A 17,953-nucleotide genomic window follows, 5' to 3' on the forward strand; every position below is an offset into this window, starting at 1 on the left:
CTACGGAAATTAGGGACGCCGACTGAGGCGGCTATTCTCCTCGCTTCGAATCCAGATAGGGAAACTGTCATTAGGAGGGGAGTTAGTTTTTTAGGCCGTTTGAGTATTTCATTTACAATGAAAGCAATTATTTACGAGATTAAAGTGCGATATGGAAACCCGTTACCGCCCGGCGTATTTAATCGTCATCCCGAGCGAACGTATTTCAATCAATATCTCCGCCATGACGTCTGGCAAACGCCTTTGCCTTCTCTAGCGCCTAGTGGCTGTCGTCAACGCTGCGGACGGCACCGGCGGCGGCCGTTGTCGTCCCAGTAGAAATAGTAGCTCTTGTCAGGAAGCCTCACCTCGAAGCTGCCGCTATCGGGAATGTGCTCTGGCCCGACATCATCGCCAGGCATTGACTGTGAGAGCCGCTACCTACGTGCATCCACGTCTTTGATCGAGGGCGTCATACCAACAAGCAGCGGCGCGCAGCAACATCCATCGCCTACCGGCATCGTTAGTTCCCAGTAAGGACTTTCGCATCTTATCGACAGGCTGGATGGGTGGGGCAAATAGCCTACGAAATTTCAATTCGTGCGTTTGTTTCAAGTTTTGATGACGGAACCTTATCTGAAGATCACGCCATACCGGCGACTGAGCCCCAATTCCGTTGTCTTCCGCGCTGCCAAGATTTCTCCTTTGGGAGAGCGGCTGATCGAAGTCAAAGTGCCCGTGGATCTGCCCGTGGGGCGGTATGCATGGCCGCCACCGGACGGGTCAAAAGAGCCCGCGATTCCTGAAGCTGTGCTGCTCTCTGTTGTCGCCGCCGCAAAACGTGCAGCACAGCAATTCTCGGCAAGTGTTGAGCTGCCCTCCACACCTGATTCACATGGGTTATTTTTATGAACTCGTAGTTTGGGACCGTTGTCAGCGAGGAACGTACGTTTCGGCAAGCCATTTACGGACATGCGTTATCGAAGGTGGACCCCCGAAGAAATCGAACGACTTAAAGCCATGATCGCTGCTCGGGCTAGTGCGAACCGCATCGCAGTCGCGCTGAGACGACCAGTTAACTCCGTTCTTGAACGCGCGCGCATCCTTGGCATGCCTCTTCCAACAATCACAGAAGAGCGGCGGCGGGTGAGGAATTTGCTCAAGCAAGACAATCCTCGCGATCGCTGAGGAGCTATGGATTCGTTCAATTCCCTCATCGCCGGGTCGGACCGGTCGCGGTTCATCTTCATCTTCATCGTCGAATTCTATCGCGCCTTTGCGCAGCGTAGATATGAGGGATGTGGACCTGGCTTTCGGCCGGTCGGTGGCCGCAGGGGCAGCGCATCAGCGACGACGGCTGTTGAGAAGCCGGCTTTTCGCCGCGGTCCCACATGGCCTGTTTGCGCGCGATCCAGTCGCGGTGATCGCGCCAGGCCTGGAAGTTCGCCTCGGTCAAGGTCGGGGGATCAGCGCCTCGCCGGCGGCGCGCTTCTCGGCCGATCGAGTGGCGAGGATCGTCGTCACTGCCCGTGCGCGCCGCAGCTCTTTCGTCAGCGCCTTGCGGTCGCCGCCGGAAAGCGGGGTAGGGTGGTGTTTGGGGGCCATCGCATATGATCGCGCTGAATCGGGCGCGCGGGAAGCCGCTAGACGTTGGGTGTGGCGGACCGTCCGAAACCAAGACGTTGGTCAATTGGTCCTGTGGCGGGTGGATGGCCCTCTGGCCCATCAATTTCGGTGATGCGCCATTTGTTCGCGCGTGATCTAGATTGCGTGGGAGAGCGGAGCGCTTTGAGTAGATTGACACCTGTGTCGGGCGCGTTGCGCCTTGATCACCGCTGCAGCAAAAGCCAGGCATGGCCGCTACGCCGCTTGGCCGGCCGGGCACGGCCACTAGTTCCACCGGCGCCACGAATTCTCCGAGCGCGGAGAATTCAGGAACCGGCATTAGTGGTGCCTCCGGAAACAAGAACGGCCCCGCGCCGGGCCAAGGCACAGTCGGTTCAAACCCTCAGAATCAGCACGTGCAACAGCAGGATCCCTCCAACATCAAAGGCCTGCCAGCGAATAAGAGCGGCCCGCCCGCGAAGCGCTAAGGATCGATGTATCGGTGCACCGACGGGCTTATTCGGATGTCAGGCCCGCGGCCGTGCGGAAGGCGCGGCGATCGCATTGAGATCGTGACGTGAGAGATGTTTGTGCGCATTTGAGTTGCATCGCAATTCAGGTGTGAATGGCGGTTTCGCAAAACGAATCATCGCGCGTCGCCGCGTCGAGGTGGTCACGTTCCAGCGCGGCGACTAAATTCAGCAAGCAAATTCTGTATTCATGCTGCCTTCATCGAGTTTCGTAACTGGAACGCCGCTTCCGGCTATCGGTTAACCGCCGTTCGCCGGGTTCTCCTGTGTCCGGCGCCGCCCCAAGCAACGACGAGGCTGACCATGGCAAGTTCGGGAGACCGCGAAGCCCGGCACCATACGCAGAAGATGCAGAAGGCGCTCCAAGACCTCCGGAAACACCTGCGCGACGACATCCAGAAGGTCGACGATCCGCAGTTGAAGGCGATGTTCGAGACGTCCGCCGAGGTCCTAGGCGAGCTTGAGAAGGGCTTCAATGATTACGAGAAGAAGAACGAGAAGGCTTGGCGCTGAGCACCTCCGCGGCGAGTTGACTTTCAGTGAAGCAAGAGCCCGCGTCGAAGGCGAGGCCGGTGGTCTAGGGCCGTGTACCCATAAAACCGTCGGCGTGGCTTTACGTCCGCTTTGTCCCGATAGCGACCAAGTTCGTGCGGCAACGCAAGATGTCGCGATGGGCCATAGGTGGACGTTCGGTCGGAAGGCATCAACCTGTACGGCCTAGTTTGAAAGCTTCAGCCAGGCTCCATGCCGTGTGCCTTAATGACAGCTGCGGCGTTCGGAGCCGTCAGTGCCTTGACCAGAGCCTTCGCAGCCTCCGGTTCCCTTGTGCCAGTGTGGACGCCGGCTGAAAACACCGTAATCTTCTGAAGCTCTGAGGGCAGCGGACCAAGATAATCGATGCCTTTTTCATGGATCAGTTCACTGATCTGCTGAAAACCGACTTCCGCTTCACCACTCTCGATCATTGTGCTGATCCGGCTGCCAGAGGGGACTTGTTTCATTTTTGACTTAACCTGATCGGCGATGCCCATACGCTCAACCAAGTTGACCACATGATCCCCGCTTGGTCCGCTTGAATAGCCGATGGACTTGGCCGCGAGCAGCGTCTTTTTCAGCGCTTCGCTGGATCCGACATCTAGTTTCGATGCGCCGGCCCGCACTGCGACACCAACACCTGATTTCATCAAATCCGTCCGGTTGCCGGACGCTATTTTTCCTTGCTGTACGAACGCATCAATCAATGGTGCCCCGACGATAACCAGATCGTACGTTTCTCCAGCCGCTATGCGCTTTTTAATATTGGCGGTGCCTGTAAATGTGATTGCAACTTTGTGATCAGAAGCTTTCTCGAAAGCGGGAAGTATTTCATTGATGATTTCCTTCGTCGCGCCGGAGGCGAGCACTTTGATTTCCGCGGCGCTCGCAGCGCCGGATACAAGTAGGCCCACTGCCGTAGCGACTATAAATCCACACTTCATGTGAGCCTCCTGTTGGATTTCGACGCGTTTAGTTTTGGCAAGGTTTACCAACAGTCCAGCAGCGGGTCAGCTTGCGTCGGAAAGCCGAGATGCGCGGACAGGAGCCTGCGCCGCATTCTGTTTGTTTGATGCGCCCGCTTGTGGGGCCAATCGGCGCCTCACAATGTCGATGTGACCTCGAAGATCATAGACCTGGTTTGCAAAGCCAAGTGGGAAACGGGTGTGGCTAACCGCTTCTTCGATCTTGTCCACCGCAATTCGTGTCGCATCCAGTTCCTTGCCAATTCGGTCATCTTCGATGGAGGCTTCTAGCGTCTTGAGCTGGCTGTACCAGTACAGCAGGCGTCTCCGGATGTGCCAGTCGTATGCCGCGGGCAGATAGCGGAACAGAGGTAGCCCGATCGCGATCGCGGTTACAAGCACCGCGATCGCTCTTTGCGCGTGGACCGTCAGCCAGAGCGGCAGATGTCTCTGAAGAAAGGAGGGCCCATTCTTGTAGAAATCCACGGCGGCCGCGGCCACTGGAAAGTCAGGGTCAGTCGGCATCGGAAACTGGTCGCCGCGTTGGAATATGCCGGGCGCTCTGTGGATCTCCTGCATGGTATTGAGAAGAAGAGCGACTATTTCCGGGTGCAGATCGTTCCGGACCAACACGCTAGTAGTTGTCGCTACAAGCTTAACGTCATGAGTCGGAATATTGCCTGCAAGGTCGATGACACCTTGCGGGAGGTCCAGCCGCACGAGGCTTGGAATGACGCGGGTGAACGCTTCCACCATCGGAAAGTTCATGAGACCGACGTTTGGATCGCGCAGCATCGACTGGACAGCCGTCGCATTCGGAGAGCCGAGGATCCACACGACGTCAACTTTGCCGTCCCGCAGCGCCTGGGCGGCTTTATCCCCAGCCACCGGAACGAATGTCGCGTCGTCGGGAGTGATACCGCCCTTGCCGAGTATCTTTTCGGCGCTGAACCGAGTGCCGCTTCCGACAGGCCCTACTGCAATGCGCTTTCCCCTGAGCTGTGATAGAGTCTCAAGGGGCTCGGCGGAGATATAGAACAACCAGATCGGCAGGTAATCGATAGTGCCGAGGGAGAGGATGCCAGAAAGCGTGTCGGACTCCGCAACGCCGCCCGTGACAAAAGCGATCTGAACTCCAGAGGCGGGATCCTCCAGGAGCCGCAGGTTCTCGAGGGCACCTTCTGTCGCGCGCAATTTCAGGTCCACGTTGGCGAACGCAAACCTCTCCCGGTATCGTCGGCCGTAATAGTCGAAGCTGGCACCTTTGAAAGCGGTGGCGATCGTCACAGTCGATGGCGGTGCTGGAAGAAAATATGTAAGCGCCCACGAGATGGCGGCGAACGCCATTAACGCAACAAGCAAAAGATACTTGAGCTTCAAACTCAGCATGCTTCGCAAGCGTCCCGGTGCGGTCGACCGATCCTAACCGATTAGTGGTGGGGGGACCAGCATCTTCCCTGACGGCGCCGCGTGTGGTTTCGACACTTGTTTTTGTGAACCTGCATGAGCAGTTCGACGCCTTGTCGATCGGCGAGGCCAGGGTCGGATGAAGCCGGGGAAAGTACCGTCCGCCCTCGGTCGTACCCTCTTGCGCTGAAACGCGACAACGCAATCCAATACGCGATCCAACGGGCGCATTGTTGTATGTGCGCTCAACCGAAAGGGTTACCCCCACGGACAGGAGCGGACATCGACCAGCCCGCAATCCTTGCCAAAACCGTCGAAAATGATCAATAGCGGACACTGTGCCTGCACGCGGAAACGGAGTCGCAGAAATCCGGCTATTTGGTCGCGTAGTCGCTTGCTTCCTTTCTAACAAAATCAATAAATTGCTTCGCGACCGCAGACCTTTCGTCACGACGTGATGCAAGTTTGAGCGACACCACCGGTCGGTTGGATCCCTTGATCCCACGGTAGGTTACGCCGTCCATGTTCATACGTTGCAGCGAGGAGGGGACAAACGTGATCCCAAGACCAGCACCGACGAGGCTCAGCGTCGAGGTGATGCGAGGAGCCAACTGGGTGGACGCCCCTAAATTGCCAATTCGCGGGCTGAAACCGGCGGCCTGACATGCGGCGATGATGGTGTCGTACATTCCCGTTCCGGGCGGGCCGTAAAGAATGAAAGTCTCGCGTGAAAGCCGATCGAGCGAAACCGGCGCCTCGGATTTGGTTTGTGCCATAGGGTGGCTGGTCGGCAGCGCTACGACCATCGACTCATAAAGGAGAGAATTGACGACAAGGCCGCTCCCATCCCCCGGCATGACCCGAATGAAAGCCACGTCCATTTGTCCGTTCCGCACGCGATCAACGGATTCATTGCTTAGACATTCCTCCAACGTTAGGGCCACCATGGGACAGGCCTCGCGAAATGAGCGAATGGCGCGCGGTACCACCGGATGAAATGGCGTTGTGGAGGTGACCCCGACACACAAGCGCCCCTGTTCGCCTCGCGTGGCGCGCCGGGTCGAATCGAAAGCCCTGTCCAGATGCATCAACGTGGCGCGGGCTTCTTCCAGAAAGGCACGCCCTGCGTCGGTCAGCTCCACGCCCCGGGCCTTGCGGAAAAAAAGCTGCGCGTCGAGCTCCTGCTCGATCGCCTTGATCTGCTGGCTCAGCGGCGGCTGCTGCATACCGAGGCGCTCAGCGGCTCGTGTGATATGTTTTTCCTCCGCCACGGCTATGAAATACCGAAGATGCCTCAGCTCCATTATCATATCCATTAGATATGGAAATTGGGGGCAACATATTATAGCTTGCATGTGTCGGGAAGCTTATCGTTTGGCGACCATTTTATGGAGTTCTTTATGCGATTAAGCCGCCGCCTCTTTCTCAAAGCCTCTTGCGCAACTCTCGCCGTAGCCGCCGCGTCCAGACCAGCCTTCACACAGCAATATCCCGCCCGACCGGTGCGCGTCATCGTGCCCTTCGCCGCCGGAGGCCCAAACGATCTGGCGGCGCGCGTCATTGCCCAGGGACTTTCCGAACAACTCGGCAAGCAGTTCTTTGTCGAAAATATCGGCGGGGCTGGAGGCAATATTGGAGCAGGGCACGCTGCCAAGGCCCAGCCTGACGGTCTCACGATTTTTGTAGCTTCACCCAGCTTTGTCGCCAATCCGTCGCTCTTCGAAACCGTTCCCTACGATGTCCAAAAGAGCTTCGACGCCGTAACGTTGGCGGCGACGGCACCGACTTTGCTAACCGTGCACCCGTCCGTCCAGGCGAAGACAGTGAACGATCTCGTTGCGCTTATCAAAAGTAGCCCGGGCAAATTCAGCTATGCTTCGCCGGGAGCCGGCACACCGCCCCATCTGTTGGGAGAACTTTTTCGGCTTTCACTCGGACTCGACATCGTGCACGTTCCTTTCAATAGCGGTGGTGCGGCCATTGGATCGACGCTCGCGGGCCACACGCCGGTATCGTTCGGGGCGCTGCCGCCCGCCATACAGCACGTCAAGGAGGGCAAGTTGCGTGCGCTCGCACTGACGAGCAAAACCCGGTCTGAGGTCTTGCCGGGTGTTCCCAACATCGCGGAGGCCGGGTATCCCGATATCGCGGCGGATATCTGGACGGCCGTCCTCGTCCCCGCCGGAACGCCCAAGGAATATGTCGGCGTACTCCAGCGCGAAATTGCGAAGTTGATGGCTCGATCTGAGGTAAAGGAGCGGCTCGCTGGTTTTGGATATCAGCCCGTAGCTGACTCTTCCGACGAATGCGCCGCATACTTGGCATCCGAATACCAGAAGTGGGGCAAGGTCATTCGCGACGCCGGGATCAAAGCCTCATGACGATTACGTCTTCGGGGGCCACCGCGGAAGATACAATTGCGCATCACTATGCGCGCGGCGGATTGATTGAAGCGATCGAAAGCGGTCTCGCTCAGCTAGGCAAGACGAAAGACACCGTCACCATCGACGACCTGTCGGTGGTTGACGAATTCCATATCGGTGGCCGCAAAGCGACCGAGGAGCTGATGGCGGCGCTCGGGATTACGGCCCCCGACCATGTCCTGGATGTTGGTTCCGGTCTGGGTGGCCCAGCGCGCTTCCTGGCGGACCGTTACAAGTGCCGGGTCAACGGCGTTGATCTGACGCTGGATTACGTTGAGACGGGAAGGCGGTTGTGCCAATGGCTGGGGCTCGACGACCGTGTCACCTTTCACCAAGTCAGTGCTCTGGCGACGCCGTTTCAAGCATCGACCTTCAGCAAGGCCTACATGCTCCACGTCGGCATGAATATCGAAGACAAGGAAAGCCTTTGTCGTGAAGTCGCGCGCATCCTAGAACCAGGAGCGCTTTTCGCAATCTATGACGTCATGCGAATGGCTGAAGGCGAATTGTTGTTTCCTGTACCTTGGGCCACAACGAGCGAGTCGAGCGCAGTGAGCCCTCCCGAGCGCTACAGGTTCGCTTTGGAGCAGGCTGGCTTCGAAATCCTTTCGGAACGTAATCGAAAGGACTGCGCGCTTGCGTATATCGCCGATCAGAAAGCGCGCTCAGTTGCGGCCGGCGTTACTTCAGCGCTGGGCTTGCAAACATTGATGGGCGAGAGACGGCAGCATCAAATACGCAACATGTCTGAGTGCATTTCAAAAGACATCATTGCCCCTTACGAGTTAATTGCCCGCAAGACCTGACTCGTGAACTATTGGCAAGACTTCTCGTTATTTCCGCTTCTGGCCTATCGCGGCATACTGCGCTGCCGCACGAACTCGGTTGCTATAGGGGAAAAGTGGACATAGCGTTCGCCGCATCACGCCGCCGGGTAATGGGTACACGACCTTCTGTAATGGGCTCGACGATGTCAAGCCTCCCGGGTGAACGTCTCGTCGCCGAGCTGATGCCTCTGTCCGTGGTCGACGCCCGGCCGCCACATCATGCTGTCAGAGCAGCGGTGAGCCTATCTGGATACGATCGGACTCTTGGTCCAGTACGAAAAGAAGCTGAATTGGAAGGCTAGCTTCGATATGTTGTGGTCTAGCTCCACTGGACGTTGCCGGCTGAAGTGCGGCGGCGATCGCCATCCCCGAAAATGCGGCCAAGAGCGGCGGGTTGCGTCCTGACCGATCGCGACAGACCCCTCCCTCCGCGCGCGCGCAATTAGCGTCGGTCAATCCGGACGAAGCTCGATCGCTTCGGGTTGGTGCCTGGTATCCATTCGGCGTAGGCCGCGGGGTTACCGCCTGAGCAGTCCAGGGTTCTCTCTTTGTAGAACCTGATCAGCTCGATGAGGTTTTCGATTCCAAAGTCGGTGAATGCCTGGATGTCGTGTTCTCCGACGCCATAGACCCAGATGACGCCGTCCTCGATCTCCATTTCGTTGGCGATGTCCCACAGCCAATCTTCGTCTTCGCCGAGGTCTTTCGCGACCTGGGTGATGGTGGTGACGTGATGGACCTTGTTGACGTGCGTGGTCATGCCGCTCGAGCGGAGAGTGCTGATGCTGGCGTCCAATTCCAGGGCAGAAGTTCGTCCAGCCGATGAGCCGGATGGGCGGCAATGCGGGCGAGGATATCGGCGAGCCAGGCCTGCGGGTCGATGCCGTTCATTTTCGCCGTGACGATGAGGCTGTACATGGCTGCGGCGCGCCGCCCTCCGCGATCAGATCCGCAGAACAGCCAGGACTTCCGTCCAAGAGCGATGCCTCGCAAGCCCCGTTCGGCGGCATTGTTGGAGAGACACACGCGTCCATCTTCCAGGAACAGCGTGAAGCTCGTCCATCGCTTCAGGATATAGCTGAACGCCTTGGCCAGGTCGTGCCCACGGGAGAGCTTGGCGAGCTGTTTCCGCATGTAGACCTGAAGATCATCGATCAAGGGACGGCTCAGCGTCTGCCGCACCTGAATACGCTCCTCCGCACTCCTGCCATTGATGGAGCGTTCGATCTCGAACAGCGCATCGATCCGGCGCACGACCTCGACCGCGATGGGCGAGAGCGGGATCTCCTTTTTGCCGGCAGCCTTGCGCCGCGCATTCTCTTCGATATCGGCCATGGCGAAGAACGGACGCCTTCCATGCGACCAGCAGGCAGCCTCCCGGATCGGTCCGGGCTGGCGTCCCGCCAGATAGAGTTGGTTGTAACCGTCATAGGCGTCGGCCTGCAGGATGCCGGCATATCGGGCCAGATGCCCCTGGGGATGCTCGCCCTTGCGGTCGCGCGAGTAGTAGAACATCGCCGCTGGCGGGCCGGCTCCACCAAATGGCTTGTCGTCCCGCACGTAGATCCAGCACCGCCCCGTATCGGTCTTACCCTTAGCCAGCACCGGCACGGTCGTATCGTCGGCATGAAGGCGCTCGGCCGCCATGACATGGGCCTCAAGGCGGCGCAGCAACGGATCTAGCGAGGCACAGACCGCCCCAACGGCATCCGTCATGGTCGACAGTGCGATCGGCACGCCTTCCAGAGCGTAGCGCTCGGCCTGGCGGTTCAACGGGAAGGCGACTGATCGACAGCGGACGGATTCCGCTCACCACCAACCGTCCCTCGCGGCACCTGGCCGCCGCGCTCGCCGGCTCCCGGATCGCGCGGGTTAAGGGCAGCGATGGCCGCTACTGGTTCGGCTATGAGCCGCCGCCGCGCCCCTGGGTAGCCGCGGCGAGCCCGGATACCGACGGCAAGATCACCCGCGAATTCGCGCATCTGCTCTGGGTGCGGCTGGTGGTGGCCCTCGCAGTCTCAGCGGTGCCGCTGCCGCGGCGCGTGATGCAGGCGAGTTTGCAGCCGGAACTCGCCGATCTCAGCCCGGTATAGCTGGACCAGGTGCTCAAGCGCGGCAAGAAGCAGGGCGCCCTCGCGGTGCGCGACGGCGGCTACGCGATCGCGCCGAGCGGCGCGGCGGCGCCGCCGCGACGACGCGCGCGGGCGCTGTCGTTGTGACGATCATGCGATCGATCGGTTGCGTCATCCGAGGTGAGGAGACAAAATCCCGCCGTTACGGAGATTCATGTCGGGCGATCCGCGCCTGTGCTGCCCGCGAGCAGTCAGTGATGAATGCGGTATATCGCGGACCAAACGGCCGCGCGATGACGCGTTATCCGCCTCGCGGGAGACGCGGCTTCGGCCCATTCAGCGGGCATTCCTGATGAGGCGTGTCCTATCAGGACTACCTATCGAAGCTCGATGACACGATCGTCTGCAACATCCTGATCGAGACAAAAGCAGCAATTAAAAATATCGAGGCGATCTGTGCCGTCGAAGGCTTCAGCCTCTTGGTCCTCTCGCCACTCGATCTTTCGGTCGAGCTAGGTTGCCCCAGCCAATTTGACAATCCTATTTTCGTGAAAGCGGTAGAGCGGTTCGAGCGCGCTACGACCGCGGCCAAGGTGCAGAGGAGTACATTCGCTTTGACCGAGCAGCAGGTCCAATCTGCCGTAGCGCGCGGCTACACGACCGTGGGGCTTGGCCTTGACGTGCTGATGCTCAAGAACGCCGCCACAGTCGCCGTCAATTGGGCAAAGCAGACTTCAAGCTAAGCGCCAGAGGCGGACGCATAGCTCGCGCACACGGTACACATGCCCAAGTCCGGTAGTGGCCTAACTTGGCCTCTGGTCAGCCCACTATTGGGCCGCGACCGAGCGGACCTCGTGAGCGCCTCGATGTGGCTGCGGACGCTGATGCGCTCTCAAGTCGCTGGCAGGGCGCTTTCTTTGGAAATGCCTGCTAACCAATTGATATTGCTACCTGCAAATTCGGCTGTTTTTTCCAAAGGCCCCTTGAAATTGTTGGATAATCAAGCTGATTTTGATTCCGCCATTCTGGATTTGCTCAGGCTGCGCGTTGGCGCTGAAACTCCAAGGGTTCGCGGCAATTTCAATTGTTCACTTGGAAGCCGGGCATTTCAAAAGGCGCCATTCCACCTGCAACGTTGAGCCGTCGCGTTCTTACGCCCAACGCCGCTGCTTCGTTGGTAACCGATTTGACGAGCAGCATTAGGCTGCCGGATCAGACGTCAACCACCGATTGACCACCGAAACCCCGTGAACAAACGGCGATAAAGGTGGTCAACCAGGATCAGTCTTCGTTGTTTTTGTTGATTATTTCGGTTGCTGCTTACGTTCGGGACGCAGGGGTCGCAGGTTCGAATCCTGCCACTCCGACCATCTTTCCAAGCATTTATAGTTTCTGTGTTTTTTGTGCGCAACGAAATGCGCAACGATTTGAGGCGCGGCAGCCATGTCAGTCGATTTCGGGACGCCGGTCCCTGATATCGGCGATTCGGGACCATTGGAGCGCGCGAGGGTAACGGCCCCTGACGTGATGTTGCGTAGCACGTCACCAATCACCACACGGTCTCCTTCGGACCTCTCGGCTGATCCTGTCCGGCATCAAAGCACGAATAGCCCGCCGCGAGTAGTGCTCAGCTTGCCGGCGCAAATACCTGTCAGGGGTTGCCGATTTCAAAGGCCAGCAGAACATTGCCGGGCAGTCCGCTCCATTGCGCGTAGCCGGAATTGACGTACAGCATGCCGTCGACGACGACCGGGCCGGGTCCGTCCATGGCGCCGCCATGGGCCGCAACGCCGTTGACCGTGGTGTAGTCGCGGGCGGTGTCGATCTCCCAGAGCAGCCTTGCGTCATCGGTCGCGTAGGCGCGCAGGAAGCCGCTCACGCCGCCCGAGAACACGACGCCGGGAATGGCGGTGACCGCCGCGGAGAGAGCGGGACTGCACTGGGGGCGGTCGCCACAGGCCACCGGCGCCACCTGCATCGCGATCTTCCCGGTCGCAAGATCGAGCCCGAACAGGCCGCCACCTTCGCTTGAATTCAGACGTCGCGTGCCGTCCCTTAGAAATCGTACGTCCGAATTGGCGACATAGATTCGGTCCTGGTCGGCGGCGGAGCCCCACTCGGTCCCGCCCAACGCGCCACCCTTGCCGATCCGCGTCTGCCACAGGATCTTGCCCTCGTGGTCGGGATCGAGCGCGTGGACCACGCCGGATTTTTGGCCGATCACCAGCACGCGCTGTCCGTTGCGCAGGCTCACCAGGATCGGCGATTGGCCGAAGTCATGGTCGGGGCCGCGGTCTTCCGGACAATTGCTCTGATCGGTGCCGAAACACGCAACGATGAAGCTGTCCTTCGGCGTGGCTTGCTGATGCCACAGCATTCGGCCGGTCGTGAGATCGAACGCGAGGATGGCATCGCTGGTGTCGGTTGCCGGATCGGCATAGCTGTTCGAGGTCGCGACATAGAGCGCCTGGCGCTGCACATCGATCGTCGGCGCGGACCAGACCGACGCGCCGGCCGGACCGAACAGCTGGGTCCCGATCGCGTTCGCCCGTGTCGGATGCGGTGCCTCAGGGATCGTGTAGGCCTTCCAGATCTGTGCGCCGGTCTCGGCCTTCAGCGCAACGACGCTGCCGCGAAACGTGCAGCACTGGTAGGTGGGACGAGACCCGATGGCCTCCTCGATCGATGAAACGCCGACATAGACGACGCCGGAATAGAACACTGGCGCACCGGTAATCCGGGCGGCCACATGATCGTCGACCTTGCTCTTCCAGATCAGCTTGCCGGTCGCAGCATTCAGGGCGTAAACGTTCGCGCGCACATCGCCAAAGAAGATGGCAGGCTGGCCGTTGTCCAGCGGGGCAAAGCTGATGGCCGTCCGCACCGGCGCCTCGGTCGGAAACGCCCAGCGCGTGCAGCCGCTTTTGGCGTCGAGGGCGTGGACCTTGCGGTCGCCGCCACCGACGAACAGCAAGCCGCCGATGACAGCCGGCTGCGCGCTGGCGTTGGACGTCTCAGGAAATCCAAACGCCCATTTCAGACGCAGTCGCGGGATCTGGTCTTGCGCGAGGCCGGCCATTGCCGCCGGCTGAAACCGGCTGTTGTTGATATCCGCGCCCCAACCGTTCCACCGCGGCCCGTCGATCGGCCGCGGAAAGCCGGTCTCGTTCTGCGTGCATTGGCCCGCGCTCTCGGTTGCCGCGAGCGAAGCGGCCTTTCCGGTGACGAGCGAGGCGATCGCCGCCCGCTCGTCGCTGCTCAGTCCTTGCGCGAAGGACGCCATCGGGCCCGTGGTGATCGCACCAAGCACCTCGTCGAACGATCTGGATTGCAGCGCGGCGCGGCTCGGCGCGCGAACACCCGTATTGCTGCTGTCGTGACATTGCGCGCAGCGTTGCGCGTAGAGGTCGGCACCGCCTTGCTGCGCTGTTGCAGGCAGGCAAGAGGAGATCAGGGCGACGGCAATCGCAACACTCAGTTTCATCGTGATTCACCGGCGTTGGCTTTGATGAAGAGAGTGATTGCAGCGTAGCACAACCTTCCGGCTGCATCGTGCCTGGCGGAGGCCGGCGGCACGTATGGCGGTGCAGGATCCGATCGTCGCCGCCTCCAATTCGAGCGCCCGCCGGCGCGATCTCCCATTGACAGGTGGGCCGATGTGATAGAATTATAACACAATAAGTTGCAAAAATAACAATATGTCACCATCGTACCAGCGCCTCGCGCGGGCGACGGGAGGAAAATTTGGAATTGTCCGGTTCGATCGCAGCCGAGCCTCGGCCGTCGACGGCGCTGTTGATGGTCGGTGGCATCAACAAGCGCTTCGGCGGCGTGCGGGCGTTGCGCGACGCCAACCTCGAGGTCCGGGCCGGCGAGGTGCACGCGTTGCTGGGCGAGAACGGGGCCGGCAAGTCCACGCTGATCAAGATCCTCAGTGGCGTCCATGCGGCCGACAGCGGCACGATCGAGATCGCCGGCAACCCGGCGACGTTCGACAGTCCGGCAAGATCGCGCGAGGCGGGCATCGCCGTCGTCTATCAGGACCTCAGTCTCGTCGAGTCGTTGAGCGTTGCCGACAACCTGTTGCTCGGCCGCGAGCCGCGTACGCGGTTCGGCTTTGTCCGCAAGCGCGAACTGATGGCCAGGGCCGAGGCGTTCCTGAGCGAACTCGGCATTCCCCTCGATACCAAGGCAACAGTCGGCTCGCTGCCGTTCGCCTACCGCCAGATGACCGAGATCGCCAAGGCACTGATGGGCGAGGTGCGCCTGTTGATCCTCGATGAGCCGACATCGTCCCTGACGTCGGATGAAGTTCGTATCCTGTTCGACGCGATCGGCAAGGCGACGCGCCGCGGCGTCGGCGTGATCTATGTGACGCATCGGCTCAACGAGGTGTTCGAGATCTCGCAGCGTGTCACGGTGCTCCGCGACGGCGCCAATGCCGGTACGTTCGTCACCGCAGAGACCGACATGAAGCGGCTGGTGAACGCCATCATCGGCACCGATCGATTGGCGCCCGCGGTGTCGCGCGCCGAGCCTGCGGCCGTGCGCTCGTTCGATCCGTCGCCGGTTCTGTCGCTGTCGGGCGTGTCCAACGACCGCCTGTCGGCCGTCGAATTGTCCGTGATGAAGGGTGAGATCCACGGCCTTGCCGGATTGATCGGCAGCGGGCGCACCGAGGTCCTGGAGACCATCTTCGGCCTTCGGCCGGTCGACAGCGGCGCACTCGCGATCGAGGGCCGGCCGTGGCTGCCGAACGGCGCGGCCGATGCGATCGACCATGGCGTCGCGCTGGTGCCGGAAGACCGGCACGTGCAGGGCCTGGTGCTCGATCATTCGATCGAGCGCAACATCACCTTGCCGCGCATTCCGCATTTCTCGCGCTGGGGCTTCATGCAGCAGCGCGCCGCCGCCCGGCGTGCCGACGCTGCGGTGGCGAGGCTGTCGGTGAAGGCGCAAGGCGCCTCGAGCCTGGTCAGGACATTGTCCGGCGGCAACCAGCAGAAGGTCGTGTTCGGAAAATGGAATGATCCGCGGCCGCGCCTGCTGCTGCTGGACGAGCCGACGGTTGGCGTCGACGTCGGCGCGCGCGAGGAGATCTACGGCGTGATCCGCAATGCTGCGCGCGAGGGCACCGGCGTCCTGGTGGTCTCGTCGGACCTCGTCGAACTGATCGAGCTCTGCGACCGCATCTCCGTGATCGTCGATGGGCGCGTGGCGCGAACGCTGGTGCGCGGGGAGATCGATGATGCCGAAGAGCTCCATCATCTGCTGCAGATCTACCAGGCTTCCGAACAAGGCGTATTGCAAGCATGACCGAACTGACCGCGTCCAATCTCGTCGCCTCGTCGACCCGATCCGATCGTCGCCGCAAGTTGCTGCAGAATCTGCTGCGGGGCGAGCGGCCCTACATGCTGTACATCGCCTTCCTGGTGCTGCTGGTCGTGTTCAGCCTGTCCTCGCCCTGGTTCCTGTCGGTCGACAATTTCCTGAACATCGGACGCCAGACCACGCTGGTCTCGATCATCGCGGTCGGCATGACCTTTGTGATCATCGCGCGCCAGATCGATCTGTCGGTCGCATCGACATTGGCGCTGTCGGGCATGACCGCGGCGCTCGCCATGAGCCAGATCAACAACAGCTGGATCGTCGGCGCTGCCGCCGGGCTCGGCACCGGCGCGCTGGTCGGGCTGCTCAACGGCATCCTGACCACGCAACTCTCGATCCCGTCCTTCCTCGTCACGCTCGGCTCCCTGAGCATGGCGCGCGGCTTGGCGATGATGGTGACCAATACCAAGCCGGTGATCATCACCAACGAGACCTATTTCGCGATCTTTGGCGAAGGCTCGTTCCTGGGCATACCCGTTCCGATCGCCTGGACGCTGGTGGCGATGATCGTCGGCATCCTGCTGCTGCACTACAACGTGTTCGGCCGCCGCATCTATGCGGTCGGCGGCAATCCGACCGCGGCGCTGTATTCCGGCATCAACACCAAGTGGGTGACGACCGCGGCCTTTGTGCTGACCGGTGCGCTGGCCGGGCTCGCGGCGCTGGTGCTGTCCGCGCGCTCGCACGCCGCGCGGCCCGACGTCGTGCAGGGCATGGAGCTCGACGTCATCGCCGCCGTGATCCTCGGTGGTTGCAGCCTGTTCGGCGGGCGCGGCTACATCCTGGGGACGCTGTTCGGCAGCCTCATCATCGGCACACTCAACAACGGCCTCGTGCTGCTCGGCGTCAGCTCGCCGCTGCAGCTCGTCATCAAGGGAGCGATCATCGTGGCCGCGGTCGCCTTCACGAAACGCTAGAGCACGATGGCGCAGCGCATGGGCCGCAAGGTCAGGCGTTGCGAGGGTAGGGGCAAGGTCGCCGGCCTCCGGTCAATCGGCGACCAAAACGGGAGGAAACAATGAAGCCAATCTTGCGACAAACCCTGCCGCTGACCGCGCTGATCGCGGCGACGGCCATTTCGATCGCCCCCTCGGCCCGCGCCGAAGTGCCTGCAACCTGCGTCAAGGGCGTCGATCTCGCGACGCTTGGACCGAAATCGATCGTCGGTCAGGGGCCGCATGGCGAGAAGGCCGCCTCGCCCGAGGTGCTGGCGCTGTCGGACGCCGACGCCGCCAAGATCAAGGAGAAGCATTTCAAGGTCGGCATCTCCATGCAGACCGTCAATCTCGACTGGGCGCAACTGCAGATCCAGGGCATCACCGATACGCTGAAGAAGTATGGCGTGACCGTCACCGGCGTCGCGTCCGCCGAATATCAGGTCGACAAGCAGATCGCCGATATCGAGAACACCATCCAGCAGCACCCGGATGGCATCATCTCGATCCCGGTCGATTTCACGGCGACCGCGCCGACCTACAAGAAGATCGCCAAGGCCGGCATCAAGCTCGTGCTGATGGACAGCATCCCGACCGGACTGAAGCATCCCGAGGAATATGCGTCCATGATCTCGGCGGATAGCCAGGGCAATGGCCAGATCGCGGCCCAGATCCTGGCGTCCTGCGTCGCGCAGGGCGGCACCATCGGCCTGGTCAATTTCGGCGTCGACTATTTCAGCACCAACGAGCGCACCAAGGGTGTCCGCGAGTGGATGCAGAAGAACCGTCCCGACATCAAGATGAAGCAGGTCGACTTTACCGACCCACCGAAGGTGTCGCAGATCGCGGGCGACTTCCTCACCGGCAATCCGGATATCAAGGGCCTGTTCGCGGTCTGGGACCAGCCGGCGCTCGATACGCTGAGTTCGATGCGCGCGCAGGGCATCGACATTCCGGTCACCACCGTCGACCTCGGCCTGCAATCGGCGATCGAGATCGCCAAGGGCGGTCCCTTGAAGGCGACCGGATCGCAGCGCCCCTATGACCAGGGTGTCGCCGAAGCGATGGCCATGATGAATGCGCTGCTCGGCAAGGAAACGCCCGGCTGGATCGGCGTGCAGTCGCTGCCGGTGACGCAGTCCAATGTGCTGGAATCCTACAAGACGGTGTTCAAGAAGGAGCCGCCGCCGGAGCTGACCGACGCCTGCAACAAGGCGAAGCCTGCCTGCAACTAAGCAGGCGGGAGTTCGATGCGTGGTCCCGCGAGCCCGCGTATCGTGAGCAGCCT

The 17,953-nt window shown here is 60.8% G+C and carries 16 protein-coding genes and 1 pseudogene; 10 read left to right on the forward strand and 7 right to left on the reverse strand.

The window, feature by feature from the left end:
• The first annotated feature begins 579 nt into the window (after nucleotides 1-579).
• On the forward strand, nucleotides 580-891 hold the full coding sequence (locus AC1VNY_RS20895) for a hypothetical protein (RefSeq protein ID WP_482406609.1): 312 nt from the start codon (nucleotides 580-582) through the stop codon (nucleotides 889-891).
• A 540-nt stretch (nucleotides 892-1,431) separates the two neighbouring features.
• Here AC1VNY_RS20895 and AC1VNY_RS20900 read toward each other — a convergent pair.
• Nucleotides 1,432-1,584: a hypothetical protein gene (locus AC1VNY_RS20900; protein ID WP_482406670.1), complete on the reverse strand. Its 153-nt coding sequence runs from the start codon at nucleotides 1,582-1,584 to the stop codon at nucleotides 1,432-1,434.
• 833 nt (nucleotides 1,585-2,417) lie between these two features.
• Between AC1VNY_RS20900 and AC1VNY_RS20905 the strand changes: the two genes are divergently transcribed.
• Nucleotides 2,418-2,627: a hypothetical protein gene (locus tag AC1VNY_RS20905; protein ID WP_482406610.1), complete on the forward strand. Its 210-nt coding sequence runs from the start codon at nucleotides 2,418-2,420 to the stop codon at nucleotides 2,625-2,627.
• Nucleotides 2,628-2,845: 218 nt separating this feature from the next.
• Here AC1VNY_RS20905 and AC1VNY_RS20910 read toward each other — a convergent pair whose 3' ends face one another.
• The 3 genes from AC1VNY_RS20910 to AC1VNY_RS20920 all read right to left on the reverse strand — a co-directional run bounded on the left by AC1VNY_RS20910 (nucleotide 2,846) and on the right by AC1VNY_RS20920 (nucleotide 6,324).
• Nucleotides 2,846-3,592: a molybdate ABC transporter substrate-binding protein gene (locus AC1VNY_RS20910; protein ID WP_482406611.1), complete on the reverse strand. Its 747-nt coding sequence runs from the start codon at nucleotides 3,590-3,592 to the stop codon at nucleotides 2,846-2,848.
• A gap of 66 nt (nucleotides 3,593-3,658) precedes the next feature.
• A complete protein-coding gene (locus AC1VNY_RS20915; RefSeq protein WP_482406612.1) occupies nucleotides 3,659-5,002 on the reverse strand; it encodes a TAXI family TRAP transporter solute-binding subunit in 1,344 nt (447 codons plus the stop codon).
• Nucleotides 5,003-5,394: 392 nt separating this feature from the next.
• The gene (locus tag AC1VNY_RS20920; RefSeq protein WP_482406613.1) at nucleotides 5,395-6,324 is read right to left on the reverse strand and encodes a LysR family transcriptional regulator; all 930 of its coding nucleotides are present in this window, start codon (nucleotides 6,322-6,324) and stop codon (nucleotides 5,395-5,397) included.
• A 96-nt stretch (nucleotides 6,325-6,420) separates the two neighbouring features.
• Between AC1VNY_RS20920 and AC1VNY_RS20925 the strand changes: the two genes are divergently transcribed.
• On the forward strand, nucleotides 6,421-7,401 hold the full coding sequence (locus AC1VNY_RS20925; protein WP_482406614.1) for a Bug family tripartite tricarboxylate transporter substrate binding protein: 981 nt from the start codon (nucleotides 6,421-6,423) through the stop codon (nucleotides 7,399-7,401).
• Nucleotides 7,398-8,249 carry a class I SAM-dependent methyltransferase gene (locus tag AC1VNY_RS20930; RefSeq protein WP_482406615.1) on the forward strand — a complete coding sequence of 284 codons (852 nt, stop codon included), beginning with the start codon at nucleotides 7,398-7,400 and terminating at the stop codon, nucleotides 8,247-8,249. Before AC1VNY_RS20925 ends, AC1VNY_RS20930 begins: the two co-directional genes overlap by 4 nt.
• 463 nt (nucleotides 8,250-8,712) lie before the next feature.
• On the opposite strand, the gene AC1VNY_RS20935 is transcribed toward AC1VNY_RS20930, so the two are convergent.
• Nucleotides 8,713-9,030: a hypothetical protein gene (locus AC1VNY_RS20935; protein WP_482406616.1), complete on the reverse strand. Its 318-nt coding sequence runs from the start codon at nucleotides 9,028-9,030 to the stop codon at nucleotides 8,713-8,715.
• Nucleotides 9,027-10,046 (reverse strand): annotated as a pseudogene (tnpC, locus tag AC1VNY_RS20940) (IS66 family transposase); the annotation flags it as partial. The gene AC1VNY_RS20935 and the pseudogene tnpC, both read right to left, overlap by 4 nt.
• Here tnpC and AC1VNY_RS20945 point away from each other — a divergent pair.
• The 3 genes from AC1VNY_RS20945 to AC1VNY_RS20955 all read left to right on the forward strand — a co-directional run bounded on the left by AC1VNY_RS20945 (nucleotide 9,995) and on the right by AC1VNY_RS20955 (nucleotide 11,481).
• Complete coding sequence (locus tag AC1VNY_RS20945) at nucleotides 9,995-10,363, forward strand: hypothetical protein (RefSeq protein ID WP_482406617.1); 369 nt, start codon at nucleotides 9,995-9,997, stop codon at nucleotides 10,361-10,363. The pseudogene tnpC and the gene AC1VNY_RS20945 sit on opposite strands and share 52 nt — an antisense overlap.
• Before the next feature lie 338 nt (nucleotides 10,364-10,701).
• Nucleotides 10,702-11,085, forward strand: a complete 384-nt coding sequence (locus AC1VNY_RS20950) for an aldolase/citrate lyase family protein (protein ID WP_482406618.1) — start codon at nucleotides 10,702-10,704, stop codon at nucleotides 11,083-11,085.
• A 111-nt stretch (nucleotides 11,086-11,196) separates the two neighbouring features.
• A complete protein-coding gene (locus AC1VNY_RS20955) occupies nucleotides 11,197-11,481 on the forward strand; it encodes a hypothetical protein (protein WP_482406619.1) in 285 nt (94 codons plus the stop codon).
• Nucleotides 11,482-11,993: 512 nt separating this feature from the next.
• On the opposite strand, the gene AC1VNY_RS20960 is transcribed toward AC1VNY_RS20955, so the two are convergent.
• Nucleotides 11,994-13,826 (reverse strand): outer membrane protein assembly factor BamB family protein, encoded by a 1,833-nt coding sequence (locus AC1VNY_RS20960; RefSeq protein ID WP_482406620.1) that lies wholly within the window; start codon nucleotides 13,824-13,826, stop codon nucleotides 11,994-11,996.
• 260 nt (nucleotides 13,827-14,086) lie between these two features.
• Here AC1VNY_RS20960 and AC1VNY_RS20965 point away from each other — a divergent pair, with 260 nt between their 5' ends.
• The 3 genes from AC1VNY_RS20965 to AC1VNY_RS20975 all read left to right on the forward strand — a co-directional run bounded on the left by AC1VNY_RS20965 (nucleotide 14,087) and on the right by AC1VNY_RS20975 (nucleotide 17,900).
• Nucleotides 14,087-15,658 (forward strand): sugar ABC transporter ATP-binding protein, encoded by a 1,572-nt coding sequence (locus AC1VNY_RS20965; RefSeq protein ID WP_482406621.1) that lies wholly within the window; start codon nucleotides 14,087-14,089, stop codon nucleotides 15,656-15,658.
• Nucleotides 15,655-16,647 (forward strand): ABC transporter permease, encoded by a 993-nt coding sequence (locus AC1VNY_RS20970; protein WP_482406622.1) that lies wholly within the window; start codon nucleotides 15,655-15,657, stop codon nucleotides 16,645-16,647. Before AC1VNY_RS20965 ends, AC1VNY_RS20970 begins: the two co-directional genes overlap by 4 nt.
• A 101-nt stretch (nucleotides 16,648-16,748) precedes the next feature.
• The gene (locus AC1VNY_RS20975) at nucleotides 16,749-17,900 is read left to right on the forward strand and encodes a substrate-binding domain-containing protein (protein ID WP_304498982.1); all 1,152 of its coding nucleotides are present in this window, start codon (nucleotides 16,749-16,751) and stop codon (nucleotides 17,898-17,900) included.
• Nucleotides 17,901-17,953 lie beyond the last annotated feature (53 nt).

It is taken from the genome of Bradyrhizobium ferriligni (assembly GCF_056837965.1).

What these genes read in the sequence shown, in the direction of transcription:
- AC1VNY_RS20900 (WP_482406670.1), bottom strand. Translation starts at nt 1,584, where the DNA reads ATGGCCCCCAAACACCACCCTACCCCGCTTTCCGGCGGCGACCGCAAG.
- AC1VNY_RS20905 (WP_482406610.1), top strand. Translation starts at nt 2,418, where the DNA reads ATGGCAAGTTCGGGAGACCGCGAAGCCCGGCACCATACGCAGAAGATG.
- AC1VNY_RS20910 (WP_482406611.1), bottom strand. Translation starts at nt 3,592, where the DNA reads ATGAAGTGTGGATTTATAGTCGCTACGGCAGTGGGCCTACTTGTATCC.
- AC1VNY_RS20915 (WP_482406612.1), bottom strand. Translation starts at nt 5,002, where the DNA reads ATGCTGAGTTTGAAGCTCAAGTATCTTTTGCTTGTTGCGTTAATGGCG.
- AC1VNY_RS20920 (WP_482406613.1), bottom strand. Translation starts at nt 6,324, where the DNA reads ATGGAGCTGAGGCATCTTCGGTATTTCATAGCCGTGGCGGAGGAAAAA.
- AC1VNY_RS20925 (WP_482406614.1), top strand. Translation starts at nt 6,421, where the DNA reads ATGCGATTAAGCCGCCGCCTCTTTCTCAAAGCCTCTTGCGCAACTCTC.
- AC1VNY_RS20930 (WP_482406615.1), top strand. Translation starts at nt 7,398, where the DNA reads ATGACGATTACGTCTTCGGGGGCCACCGCGGAAGATACAATTGCGCAT.
- AC1VNY_RS20935 (WP_482406616.1), bottom strand. Translation starts at nt 9,030, where the DNA reads ATGACCACGCACGTCAACAAGGTCCATCACGTCACCACCATCACCCAG.
- AC1VNY_RS20960 (WP_482406620.1), bottom strand. Translation starts at nt 13,826, where the DNA reads ATGAAACTGAGTGTTGCGATTGCCGTCGCCCTGATCTCCTCTTGCCTG.
- AC1VNY_RS20970 (WP_482406622.1), top strand. Translation starts at nt 15,655, where the DNA reads ATGACCGAACTGACCGCGTCCAATCTCGTCGCCTCGTCGACCCGATCC.
- AC1VNY_RS20975 (WP_304498982.1), top strand. Translation starts at nt 16,749, where the DNA reads ATGAAGCCAATCTTGCGACAAACCCTGCCGCTGACCGCGCTGATCGCG.